Source organism: Psychrobacter sp. LFX-11D (assembly GCF_904846475.1).
Taxonomy (GTDB): Bacteria; Pseudomonadota; Gammaproteobacteria; order Pseudomonadales; family Moraxellaceae; genus Psychrobacter; species Psychrobacter cryohalolentis.
The window spans coordinates 37,484-50,952 of the sequence record NZ_CAJHAV010000016.1 but is presented as its reverse complement, the minus strand read 5'-3'; the positions used below and the strand labels follow the sequence as shown (position 1 = coordinate 50,952).

Genomic DNA, 13,469 nt, shown 5'->3' with positions numbered 1-13,469 from the left:
ATATTAGGGTCTATTTGAAAAAATCAAATAGACCCTAGTAATTGTATCTTAAATGACGGTGTGAATTAACGTTGTGACGTAACGTTACAGCTTATTTCGCTTCTTCACCCGCTAAGAAGAACCAAGTATCTAGTACTGAGTCAGGGTTCAATGATACTGAGCTGATGCCTTGCTCCATGAGCCATAAAGCTAGATCTGGATGGTCTGATGGACCTTGACCACAGATACCGACATATTTGTTTTGCTTACGGCAAGCATCAATTGCCATTGACAACAGCTTTTTAACCGCAGGGTCACGCTCATCAAATAGATGTGAGACGATACCTGAGTCACGGTCAAGACCTAGAGTCAACTGAGTCAAATCGTTTGAACCGATTGAGAAACCGTCAAAATGCTCTAGGAACTCTTCTGCTAGTAAGCAGTTGGTTGGTAGCTCACACATCATAATAATGCGTAGACCGTTTTCACCACGTTTTAGACCGTTTTTCTCAAGCAATTCGATGACTTGTTTGGCTTCGCCGACGGTACGGACGAATGGAATCATAATCTCGACGTTGGTCAAGCCCATCTCGTCACGTACACGTTTCAGTGCTTTACACTCAAGCTCGAAGCAGTCACGGAAGTTATCAGACACATAACGACTGGCACCGCGGAAACCAAGCATTGGGTTTTCTTCTGATGGCTCGTATAACTTACCACCAAGCAGGTTAGCATATTCGTTTGACTTGAAATCTGACATACGAACGATCACTGGCTGATCCATAAAGGCGACAGCGAGCGTTGAGATACCTTCAACCAATTTGTCCACATAGAAGTCAACAGGTGAGGCATAACCAGCGATGCGCTCATTGATAGCTTGTGCAATTTCACGTGGCAAGCTGTTCATGTTTAGCAATGCTTTTGGATGCACGCCAATCATACGGTTAATGATAAATTCTAAACGTGCCAGACCAATACCTTCGTTTGGCATTTGCGTAAATGAGAAGGCACGATCTGGATTACCAACGTTCATCATGACTTTGAAGGCAAGCTCAGGCATAGATTCTACAGAGTTGGTCTGTACTTCAAAGTCGATTTGACTTTCATAAATGAAGCCAGTATCACCTTCAGCACAAGAAGCAGTCACATCTTGACCATCGACCAATAGCTCAGTGGCATTACCACAACCAACGATAGCAGGGACGCCTAGCTCACGAGCGATAATCGCTGCGTGACAAGTACGACCACCACGGTTAGTAATGATAGCAGAAGCACGCTTCATGACTGGTTCCCAATCCGGATCCGTCATGTCTGATACCAATACATCGCCTTCTTGTACTTTATCCATCTCATTTAGGTTACTAACGATACGGACTTTACCTGAACCGATACGTTGACCAATTGAGCGACCTTCACACAATACTTTAGCGTTAGTCGTATCGATGATATAACGTTCCATGACATTGCTGTCTTGGCGACTCTTAACCGTTTCAGGACGAGCCTGAACGATAAAGATTTCATTGGTGTCGCCGTCTTTTGCCCACTCGATATCCATTGCTTGACCATAATGCTTTTCAATGGTCATCGCTTGCTTGGCAAGTGACGTCAGCTCTTCCGTAGACAAAGAGAACTGCATGCGATCTTCTTTTTCAACATCAATGACTTTAACTGATTTGGTGGTACTACCTTCATCACCATAAATCATTTTCTTATGCTTGCTACCTAAGTTGCGACGGATAATCGCAGGTTTGCCGTTAGCAAGTAATTGCTTTGATACATAGAATTCATCAGGGTTTACGGCGCCCTGTACAACCATTTCACCTAGACCATAGCTTGAAGTGATAAAGACCACTTGATCAAAACCACTTTCGGTATCTAGTGTGAACATAACGCCTGCAGCGCCAGTTTCTGAGCGAACCATACGCTGTACAGCAGCAGATAGCGCTACGCCTTCGTGCTCAAAACCTTTGTGCACACGATAAGAGATAGCACGGTCATTATAAAGAGAAGCAAAAACTTCTTTAATCGCGATTAGGACGTTATCAATGCCGCGAATGTTCAAGAACGTTTCTTGTTGACCGGCAAATGAGGCGTCTGGCAAATCTTCAGCAGTAGCAGAAGAACGTACAGCAACCGCGATTTCTTTACCATCGCTCATTGCTTCGAATGAATCACGAACCGCTTGCTCAAGATCTTTTGGCAGTTCTTGCTCAATAATCCAAGTACGGATTTTTTTGCCAGTTTCAGCCAGTTTATTGACATCATTAACATCAAGTGTTTTAAGCTCGTTGTTAATTTTGTCAAGTAAGCCTGTTTCTGTTAGAAACTGGTAAAAAGCATTTGAAGTTGTGGCAAAGCCGCCTGGAACACTAACGCCCAAATCAGATAGATGGCTGATCATTTCACCAAGTGAAGCGTTTTTGCCACCGACCATTTCAATGTCGTCTTTTCCTAACTGATCAAGGTTAATTACAAGTGCTGTAGATTGCGCTGCCATGATAACTCCAGAAAATAAGGTTATTTAGTAAAGATTATAATGGTCGATTATACCCCTATATTTTGAGAAATTCGAGAGCTTGAAGCAAAAAAATGATGAAAAAGCTACAAATTGTGAGATTTGCTACATATTTATTGGGATAGATCATAAATTTTGGCACGATAAATATCGATCTTACATTGAGCCGAGTCTTAAAAATCTATGTAAGTCTAAGTGTACGCCTGTAACATTGATTACTATTAAGCGTCTATTATGCGTATAATAAAGGTGAAAATTTGAGACGCATATGACCAAATTATGAAGCGCTAGATGCTAAAAATGAAAGGCTGCTACTGAGGTTTCAACCAAGGATTTAAAAATAAGGTATCAACGTTATGTATGTAAATCATTCGTCACCACAACCCAATTCTACGATTCAAAATATGAAAGCACTAGAAGTTGATAACGCTCAAAACATAAGAACGGCGTTTTTTATCTCTGATGGCACGGCGATTACAGCAGAAACGCTTGGCCGTGCTATTTTAAGCCAATTTGCTTCAGTGCCCTTTGAGACTCGAGTATTGCCTTATGTAGATAATCTAGAACGTGCTGAAGATGCAGTTGTGCAAATCAATACCGCCTATCAGCGAGATGGCTTGCTGCCATTGGTATTTGATACCATTGTCAGTCCTGAGATTCGTGAAAAAATCAATTCAGCGCACAGTTGTAATCTTGATATGTATGAAGGTCTCATCGGTCGCGTAGCAGAAGAGACAGGCGTGGAGCCAGATGGGCATTCAGGTCATGCACATGATAACGTCGACTCTGAGACTTATAAAGAGCGTATTGATGCGGTGCATTTTGCTTTAGATAACGATGACGGCGCTCGTACCCGTCATTATCATGCAGCAGATATTATTTTGATTGGCGTTTCACGCTCTGGTAAAACGCCAACCTCCTTATATTTGGCACTACAATTTGGTATTCGAGCGGCCAATTATCCTTTAACCGAAGAAGACCTAAACGACAACCAGCTACCTAAAGCATTGCGTGAGCATAAACACAAGTTGTTTGGTCTGATTATCGATACGGATCGCTTGGTGAAAATCCGCCAAGAGCGTCGCGCGGGTAGTCGCTACTCAAGTTATCAGCAATGTCAGCAAGAACAGCGTGCAATACAAGGAATTTATACCTCACAGGGGATTCCAAGCCTTGATGTGTCAGAGATGTCTGTTGAAGAGATTGCCACGCGTATATTACAGATGACTGGTCTCAAACGCCGCATTGGCTAATTGAGCTCGGCCTCTATTTTTCTGAAAAACAATACTTTTGAAAAAAACAGTTGTAGTCGTGGCTGTATTGCAAAATAACGTATCACCACGTATGGTGGACACACTTTAGCACCATGGATATTTTTATCTAGACATTTATAAAGATGAAGGCGTCCGCGAGCTAAAAAACAGATTCATAAATGAATAAAGAGGACACGATGGGAAGCAAAACGATAGGCGACGCGACCAATGATACTGGTAAAGATATTAAAACTGAGGTGTCTAATAAGGAAAGTGGTCGTGTGCCAAACCCCGAGCATACTGAGGGTAAAAATAAGAAAGAGAAAATCGAACAAACGCATGAGCAAGTTACTGAAGATATCATGCATCATCCAGATTTGGTCAATCCACTAGATGATACACGTATCGACGTAAAATCGGGCTTTACTAAGGATTCACAACGTCTAAAAAGCGATAAGCATGAGTTTGAATATGATGCGGTCGTATTAGGTGCAGGTCCTGCGGGTGAAGCTGCTGCCATGAAACTTGCCAAATCGGGTAAGAAGGTGGTAGTTATTGACCCGCGTGAGCAAGTAGGCGGTAACTGTACCCACGTTGGTACGATTCCAAGTAAAGCTTTGCGCCAGTCCGTTTTTAACTTGATTAACTTTCGCCGTGACCAGATGTTTACTAAGGCCATGGACTATCATCAAGTCCCGCTGAATATCGTGTTAGCTAAAGCTCGAAAAGTGATTCTGCAACAGGTTCAGACGCACACCAGATTCTATGAGCGCAACCAAATCGAAGTGATTCATGGTTGGGCAAATTTTATCGATAAAAACACGATACGTATCGAAATTGATGAAAATACCTTTGAAACGATCACCTTTAACAAAGCTATCATTACGGTCGGCAGCCGTCCATACCGCCCTGATATCTTAGACTTTAATCATCCACGCGTATTTGATTCTGATAAAATCCTACAGATGGATTATGTCGTTAAGAAAATCATTATTTATGGCGCTGGCGTGATTGGCTGTGAGTATGCGTCTATCTTCACCGGTCTTGGCTATAAAGTAGATTTGATTAATAACCAGAATCAACTGCTAAGCTATTTGGATAGTGAAATCAGTGACGCCATCGCTCATGATTTCCGTCAATTTGGCGTGGTTATCCGCAGCAATGAAGAGATTGACCATTTAGAAACGCATGATGACTGTGTGATTTTGCATCTAAAAAGTGGTAAGAAAATCAAGTCAGACGCTATTTTATGGTCGAATGGACGCTCAGGTAATACTGAAGGCTTAAATTTAGAATGCCTAGGTCTAGAAGCCAATAGCCGCGGTCAGCTGAAAGTTGATGATACTTACTGTACCGAAGTTGAAAATATTTATGCAGCGGGCGACGTTATCGGTTGGCCTTCATTAGCTTCTGCCGCTTACGACCAAGGGCGCTGTGCGGCGGCATTTATGGTCGGTGACCGTGATGCAGAGCCCGTATCGAGCGTACCAACAGGTATTTATACGATACCTGAGATTTCATGTATCGGTAAAACGGAACAAGAATTAACCGATGCCAAAGTTCCTTATGAGGTCGGTCAGGCTTTCTTTAAGCATCTTGCACGCGCGCAAATCATTGGTGAGCGTTCAGGCGTTCTAAAAATCTTGTTCCACCGTGAGACGTTAGAGATTTTAGGGATTCACTGCTACGGCAACCATGCCTCAGAGATTATCCACATTGGGCAAGCCGTGATGAAATGTAATGCCACGCTTGAATACTTTGTCAATACCACCTTTAACTACCCAACAATGGCAGAAGCCTATCGCGTTGCGGCATTGAATGGTCTTAATCGGGTGTTCTAACGATTAATGATATTAAACTGAGTCAATAAAAAAGCGTCTGTAATTATACAGGCGCTTTTTTTATCATGGCTAATATGTTATTAACTTTAATAAGCATTTCTATGTTCTGACGTTAACCAGCGGAATAGCAACAGTAGAATAAAGTAAAAAATCCACAATCCTGCCAACGCATAAAATCCTGTCGCTACTTGTGCAATACTGGCGCCCATTTGGTTAAGCTGCACGGAAGTATTGATACCTGGTGTCGTTGGCAATAACCAACGAATGATTTGCAAGAATTCAGGAAGCTGATGGGCAGGCCACGGATAACCACTGACAAAAAACATCGGTAATGAGCTAAAAATTAAAATTTGCATACTACGCTCGCGCTGGCGAAACCAAAGTCCAAGCACGCAACCAAGTGTGGCGACTGTCGGACAAAATAGCAGCAAGAATAATAAACTGCCGAGCATGTTTTGCCCGCGCGGATAGTCATGAAGCTCAAATGCCCAGCCGTAATAAAAACAGCCAATCACAAAGCTAAACATACTTAGCGCGGCAATCCGCCCAAGCCAGCCACGAATGTTAGTTCTATGGCGTCGTTGCTCATACCAAGTGCCGATCAACATCGCCGTTGACATCAAAAGCGTTTGCTGCAAGATAAGAATAGATACCGCTGGCACGACGTAAGCGCCATAACCTTCCGTTTGATTATATAAAGGGATAATCTTTAACGGTACGGCTTGAGTTTTGGCAGAAGCAGTCGCTAAGTACGCCCCTTGTGCCACGTTTTTCTTTACCTCAATGCCAGCTGAGACGGTACTAACCGCTTGCAAAAATCCCATTTGTACGTTTTTATTTAATAAAAAATAGCCGCCATTACCAAGCACGCTGACGCTAGCGGCTTTGCCTGACAACACTTGCTGTTCAAGTCCGCTTGGAATAATCATGTAGCCTGCGATGTCATCCGCCCATATGGCATCGATGGCTTGCTGCTCATTTAAGAAGCGTTTCGTATCTAGTTGCGGGCTGGCACTGGCATAGCGAACGATGGTTTGCGATAAAGGACTATTGTCTTTATCAACAATGCCAACAGGCACGTGGTTTACAACTTCGGTAGAATACGGCCAAGGATAGAAGAAACCATAGATAATCGGTGCAATCATCAATAGTAACAGCACACCTTTATCAGAAAACACGTCTTTTATGGTTTGTAAAAAGCTGCCAAAGAAGCTTGGTGATGCCAGAATTTCCTCTGATACTACTATTTTAGTAGACGATTTATGATTTGAATTGGATGACATCAGCGTGCTCCCCAGCGTTCAGGATGCGCTAATGCGCGTTTGCTTAGTAAGGCCGTTAAATATAGCGTAACGAGTGTTGCTAGCGTCAGCCCATAAACAATTGGTAAGGATATGATGACAGGCGCTTGCATCTGTAACTGTGCAATATGCAGCTTAAGATAATGGGTAAGCGGCAACACATCTGACCAATGCTGGGCATTCTTACTGATAGCGACATAAGGAAACGTCACCCCAGCGAACGCATAAGAAGGTGCTGAGATAAAACCCGTCGCCGATAAACCCATACGCAATGAGAAGGAGCCTAAGGTAAATATAGCGCCAAGCCAGAAAGATAACATCATTAATAATATAAGGCTTATATAGGTTACCATGAGCGCGCTAATAGCAATCGATTGTTGCGGCGCTGCCAGCCATAAAGCCAATATCGACCAAATACTATAAGCCAGTAGCGGCCAAAAGTACTTGCCCAATAAACCAACTACCAATACCGGTATACTTACTTCTTCTGGTGCTTGGTTTTGACTGGCTGAGACATTATCTAATGGACTAGGTTGGCTGTCATTATTAGGTTGATCATCTTTAGGTGGTAATGTTAAAGAAACATGACTGCCATTAATAAAGTGATACCAGCGTCCGATTCGCTTGTCACGCAATTCACGGCCGATCGTCGTTGCGCCAATGACCATTGCCAAAATATGCAACAGAGCAGGAATGACTGTCGATGCCAAAAATTGCTGATAATCAGTCGCAGCATTAAACAAGCTAATACGTTGAATGCTAATAGGAGAGTAGGCAATCGCAGCTTGTGATGGAGCCATCCCTTGCTTGACCAAGCGCTTCATCTCAACGCCTGCGGATAAGGTGCCGATGACAGACTGTACGCTGGTTTGGATAATGCCAGAGTGGGTGCCATATTGGGCATTGACTTGGAGTACAATAGGAGCAGGCTTACTTAATAAGATATTACGAGAAAAATCTTCAGGGATAATGACGACTGCATAGATATCACGCTGCAAGATAGCAGCTTTTGCCGCAGCAGGCGTATGATATAGCTGCTTTACCGTCAAATTAGGATTGGCTTCCAAATACCGTAATGCCGTATTGGCAACAGGCCCCCGATCATTATCAATCACGCCAATAGGCAAATCAGTGATTTGTATTTGTGAAAAAATCCACCAAATTAATAGCACAGTAGCCAGCGGTATCCAGAACACCATCGCCAAGTCCCACGGATTTTTTACCAAAAAACGTCGCTCGTAAGCTGCACTGCGTACAAAAGCATCCTTTAGCTTCGTCAGGCGCATAGCTTACTCTTGGTTCTGATTAACGAGGGCAGGATTGAGACGTACAACTACGCTCATACCTGAGCGAATACGTCTATCAGGGTTAGTGGGTCGGGCTTTTACTTCAAAGGTACGAACATCAAAACCATCATCATTATTAGTCGGTCGCCAAGTGGCAAAGTCAGACAAGGTTGAAGTAGCATAAACAGTGAATTGCTTGGTATAAGGCTTTTCAGGTGATGATAAAGCGGGAATAGTACCCATGAACCGCTGACCAATCGCAAACTGATTTAAGTAGGTTTCCGTGACATTTAAGACGACCCATTGATCATTGGTATTGACTAAGGTTAGCAGCGGCACACCTTGACCGATCACTTCACCTGCATTGACGATGACATTATCGACGACACCAGAGATTGGGCTTTTTAAGTTGGCTTCTTCTTTCGCTACCAATGCTTCTTCTAATTGCGCATCGACTTGCGCAACTTGTGCAGTCGCCGCTGACTTATCTTCACTACGTGCGCCTTCCATCGCTAACTCATACTGTAAGCGTGCTGCTTCAGTTTGATCTTGAGTTGCCAAATATTGTGCATAGGCTTCATCACGCTTTTGCCGCGCCATTAGTCCTTCTTCATATAGACGATTAACACGCTGATAAGTGTTTTCTGCCAAGTCAGATGCTGCTTTATGAGCTTGCCATGCTGCTTTTGCTTGAGCGATTTCTTGCGGGCGCGCCCCATTTTCTGCTTTATCTAGCTGGCTTTGTGCCATCTGTTTGCCAGCACGTGCCTGATTGATTTTTGCATTAATCTCAGGCGAATCCATCTCTATTAGCTGTTGACCGACCGTTACGGCATCACCTTCTGTTACCAATATTTTTGCAATACGCCCCGGTACTTTTGCTGCGATAGACGTTTGCTGCATTTGCATTTGCCCTTGGAGGGTAATAATTTGCGGCTCGCTATGCTGATTGCTCTTGTATAAACCATAAGCAATCACACCCAAAATAACTAAAATCACCAGCGCCAAAATCGCCTTTTTAATCTTTGTTGATTTATTATCTTTTGCTGACTGGCGCTTATAGCTTGGCACCGTTTGCTCCGGCTCAATGCTAGTATCAGTATTGGTGTCCCTATCGGCATCAGTGCTGTTATTCATATCAGTCTTAGACGCATCAGCATCATTTGCATCGACCGTAGAATCCATGTTCGTGGGCGCTGGATTATCGTTAGTATTGGTCGATCCAGTCGATGTATTTAAGCCACCTAGTTTGCGCGAGTCGCCTGATTCGTTGGTAGATTCAGTCATGACAGTGAGATTCCTAAAGCAATAGAGTCGGTAATAAGCAAAATAAATCGTTTGTCGTCTGATATTGCTAAGACGATAAATGGGCGATGTTATTTGTCATATAAAGTGGGTAGCCGAATATCGGCGGCATTGAGATAGGCATTAAAGGCAAGGGGCGTACCACAGCTTTGCATAAGAGCAGCAAGTGATTGAACATAGCTATAAGCTGCTTGCGCTTGCTCCGTACGTGCTTTTAACGACTGCGTTTGCGCTTGGGCAATCTCGACTGGCGTATTTAAACCCTCTTGTAATCCAAGCCTGCGCAAACGCAAGACTTCTGCCGCAAGCTCTACATTGCTTTGTAGAGCTTGATAGCGTGATTGGGCGTTATTCACATCATGCCAGTTTTTTTCAACCAGTAATAATAGGTTGTCACTGACTTCAATCTCAGACAAATCAGCTTGACGTATCTTGGCATTACTTGATGCCAGAGACGCAGTTTTATCCAGACCGCCCCATAATTTCCAACTCGCCGATACGCCAGCGACCCAGCTTGGGTCTTTTTCAATTTGCCCGTAGCCATACAGCATCACAGTCGGCTTGTAACCAGTATCCGATAGCGCATGCAATTGCTGAGCCTGAGCACGTTTGGCGGCGACTTTTTGTAGACCTGGGTGATTGGTCAGTGCCAAATCTTGAAAGTAGCTGACATCAGGTAAGGGTCGGCTTGAGACAAACAAAGGTGTGCGAGGTTTAATGCGATACTCAGTGCGCAATAGACGCTGTAAAGCTATCATAGCAAGACGTGCATCATTATTGGCATTGACAGATTCACTTTTGGCATCAGCAAGTGCCGATTGCGCTTCTAAGCGATCAACCCGCGATATAAAACCTTCTTCAAAAAGCCGCTGCGCCATATGGTCAGTCTGCTGCAAGGTATCATAGGCATCGTCGCGTAAATAGGCGGCAATGATTGCCAATTGCGCTTTAAAATAACGCTCAATCAAGGTGTTATAAAGCTCGTTTTTGTCCAATATACTGTCAGCTACGGCTTCTTGAGTACGAGCATTGGACGCGCCTGTCAGAGCGGCAGTACGTCCAGCGGTATAAATAGGCCATACTACCCCAAGTCCTGCGCCCGCCGTAGAGCCTGAGCGTTTTAACTCGTAGTTATCTGGGATACGCTCACCAACCAATTCACCAAAATTTGGCAAATCTGGAATGGGCGGAATAATGTCACCAACCCCATTATTAATATCATTAACGATGCCGTTTTTTAGCGACGATAGATCAATGTCCGCATCCAAATTGTAGGTAGTGGCTGAAACACGGGCAAATACAAGTGGGTGGTCGATAGTTTTGAGGGCATCCGTTTGATATTCGCTGGCAGCAATAGCGGCTTGATTGGCAGCGATTTTTGGGGATACTTGCAGCAAAATATTTTGCGCTTGCTCAAGACTTAACAAGCTAGACACTTCTAACGGATAGCTATTCTCTATGCTTTTATGGGTAATAGGATCGATAAGCGTGCTTAGAGCTGCTTGACGTCCAGAGACCTCGCCCGTACTGTCGCCACGTATCGTCGCTGATTTTAAAGAAGCTTCGTTTATAGAAGATTTGTTTGCAGAAGCTGCATGCTTAGAGGATACCGTTTTAGAGGTGATATTTTGATTGACCATATCAAGTGCACTTGATGCATTGTTTTGATTGTCGGCGTCGATAATCTGTGTCACATTGACAGCTATCACCTCATTTTGTGACTCATTCATATGCTCACTAGCGCGTGCAGAGGCAGTCGCCGCTATACTCATGAGCGTAATCGTCATCACGGCAGTGGACAGAGTCGATAGAGCAAATTTCATAGGTCACGTAAGCCATTAATTAGAATACAAGGTACAAGTTAAAAGGTGTCTAGAATCACACGCAATGTATAAACAGTATTAGTCATGCTGAGTACTATTTATGCTAGAGATAATCTAAGCTAAATATTATGCAAAATGTGCTGCTAAATAGACTAAATTATCAAATATGATTCGATCTAAAATTTGTCATGGATGACAAAGCGTACACTGTAGTGCCACAATAGTGACGGGTCAATGCTCACTATTTGCTTATTCTGCATTGTATCAACAAAGGGTTTATGGTAATGCTTTTAACTATAATGAATAATAGCATCATTTAATAAACGGCTGATATAGGCTAACAACTTGTTTTTACTCTAATTTTCCTAATTGCATAGGTTTAAATTTTTTGTAAGTACTATCTATAAAATGGATAGCATTATCTATACTGAATTTTAGATTTTATAAATTTATAGTTAATAAATAATAATATTAGACTCAAATAAGACAAGACAAGACAAGATGGGATGTGAGTAATGGCAGGATATATTTTAGCGTTAGATCAAGGGACAACGTCAAGTCGGGCTATATTGTACGATGATCATGCGCGCCCAATCAAAATGGCACAGCAGCCAACGGTCTTAAAGACACCGCAAGCCGGTTTTGTTGAGCAAGATGCCCAGCAAATTTGGCAGACGCAAATCAGCTGCGCTCATGACGTCATCAATCAGGCAGGGCTACTCGCCACCGATGTTAGCAGTATCGCTATTACCAATCAGCGTGAATCTATAGTCATGTGGGATAAGCAAACAGGTAAGCCACTTGCCCCCGCTATTATTTGGCAAGACAGGCGTACAGCGAGCTACTGTGAAGCGCTTGCTACTGAGAACTTAGCCGCCACGCCGCAAAGTGGTACGGTTAGTAATAATAGCCAAGGTGATATGGCAAGCGAAGTGCAACGTATTACAGGTCTGCGTTTAGATCCATATTTCAGTGCCAGTAAAATCGCTTGGTTACTAGATCAAAATCCTAAATTAAGCATACGCGCCAGCAAAGGTGAGATAGCAGTTGGCACCATAGACAGCTGGCTGATATATAAGCTCACAGGCGGTGAGCATGTCATTGATGTCACCAATGCTTCTCGTACCTTGCTATACGATATTCATAAGCTGGCATGGTCGGAGGAGTTGTGCGCCCGATTTGGCATACCCATGAATATTTTGCCCAAAGTCCTGCCATCTGATGGCGACTTTGGCAAAACTAAAAAGGGATTATTTGCCAAGCAAATCCCAATTCATGCAGTATTAGGTGACCAGCAAGCAGCACTTTTTGGTCAAGGCTGTCTTGAGACGGGCATGGCTAAAAATACTTATGGCACTGGTTGTTTTATGCTGATGAATATCGGTCAAAAGCCGCTGCTTAGTGAACATAAGCTACTCACAACTATTGCATGGCAACGAAAATCTGCACCAACTCGCCCAGACAATCTCTCGTTCGAACAAATCGTCCAATCTGGCAGACGCATGCTACAGCCTCCAAGTAGAGAAGTAACTTATGCGTTAGAGGGCAGTGTTTTTATGGCGGGTGCAATTGTACAGTGGCTGCGTGACAACCTAGGTATGTTTCAAAAAAGCGGCGAGGTAGAAGACTTGGCTCGGCAAGTTGAGAGTAGTGAAGAGGTGGTTTTGCTGCCAGCATTTACGGGATTAGGTGCCCCTTATTGGCGCTCAGATATCAGTGCCAGTATTACTGGTATGAGTCGCGGTACGACCAAAGCCCATATTGCAAGAGCAGCACTCGAGGCGGTTGCTTATCAAACATACGATGTGCTCATTGCCATGCAAAAAGACAGCCCGCATCCACTCACTGAATTAAGGGTAGATGGGGGCGCGGCAAACAATGATTTGTTGATGCAGTTCCAAGCAGATTTATTGAATGTGCCGGTACTGCGTCCAAGAGACACAGAGATTACCGCAAAAGGAGCCGCTTTACTTGCTGGCTTAAAAACAGGTTTATATGATGATACAACGATGAAGGCCTCATGGCAGGTAGATCGAGTTTTTGAGCCTAATATGTCTATAGATGTGCGTGAAAAGCATCTGTATAAATGGCAACAAGCTATCAGTAGAGCATTAATAGTGCCTTGATTACCATGATAGATAGTGTTTTGCTTATTACTTAATAGCC

General features: G+C 43.5%; 8 protein-coding genes. 3 read left to right on the top strand and 5 right to left on the bottom strand.

What is annotated here, in order from left to right; genetic code table 11:
* Window positions 1-91: 91 nt before the first annotated feature.
* Window positions 92-2,476, bottom strand: a complete 2,385-nt coding sequence (gene ppsA, locus JMX75_RS11110; RefSeq protein WP_133104133.1) for a phosphoenolpyruvate synthase — start codon at window positions 2,474-2,476, stop codon at window positions 92-94.
* A 422-nt stretch (window positions 2,477-2,898) separates the two neighbouring features.
* On the opposite strand from ppsA, the gene JMX75_RS11105 reads away from it, so the two are divergent.
* Complete coding sequence (locus JMX75_RS11105; RefSeq protein ID WP_041753451.1) at window positions 2,899-3,747, top strand: pyruvate, water dikinase regulatory protein; 849 nt, start codon at window positions 2,899-2,901, stop codon at window positions 3,745-3,747.
* Between the two features lie 197 nt (window positions 3,748-3,944).
* Window positions 3,945-5,588, top strand: a complete 1,644-nt coding sequence (sthA, locus tag JMX75_RS11100; protein ID WP_011513373.1) for a Si-specific NAD(P)(+) transhydrogenase — start codon at window positions 3,945-3,947, stop codon at window positions 5,586-5,588.
* An 86-nt stretch (window positions 5,589-5,674) separates the two neighbouring features.
* Here the strand turns inward: sthA and JMX75_RS11095 are convergent, their stop codons facing one another.
* The 4 genes from JMX75_RS11095 to JMX75_RS11080 all read right to left on the bottom strand — a co-directional run bounded on the left by JMX75_RS11095 (window position 5,675) and on the right by JMX75_RS11080 (window position 11,303).
* Window positions 5,675-6,871, bottom strand: coding sequence for an ABC transporter permease (locus tag JMX75_RS11095; RefSeq protein WP_201532356.1), 1,197 nt, complete (start codon window positions 6,869-6,871; stop codon window positions 5,675-5,677).
* Complete coding sequence (locus JMX75_RS11090; RefSeq protein ID WP_133104135.1) at window positions 6,871-8,175, bottom strand: ABC transporter permease; 1,305 nt, start codon at window positions 8,173-8,175, stop codon at window positions 6,871-6,873. The genes JMX75_RS11095 and JMX75_RS11090 overlap by 1 nt, the downstream gene beginning before the upstream one ends.
* A 3-nt stretch (window positions 8,176-8,178) precedes the next feature.
* Window positions 8,179-9,462, bottom strand: coding sequence for an HlyD family secretion protein (locus JMX75_RS11085; RefSeq protein ID WP_133104136.1), 1,284 nt, complete (start codon window positions 9,460-9,462; stop codon window positions 8,179-8,181).
* Window positions 9,463-9,551: 89 nt separating this feature from the next.
* Window positions 9,552-11,303 (bottom strand): TolC family protein, encoded by a 1,752-nt coding sequence (locus tag JMX75_RS11080; RefSeq protein ID WP_201532355.1) that lies wholly within the window; start codon window positions 11,301-11,303, stop codon window positions 9,552-9,554.
* Window positions 11,304-11,818: 515 nt separating this feature from the next.
* Here JMX75_RS11080 and glpK point away from each other — a divergent pair.
* Window positions 11,819-13,429 carry a glycerol kinase GlpK gene (glpK, locus tag JMX75_RS11075; RefSeq protein WP_201532354.1) on the top strand — a complete coding sequence of 537 codons (1,611 nt, stop codon included), beginning with the start codon at window positions 11,819-11,821 and terminating at the stop codon, window positions 13,427-13,429.
* Window positions 13,430-13,469: the final 40 nt, after the last annotated feature.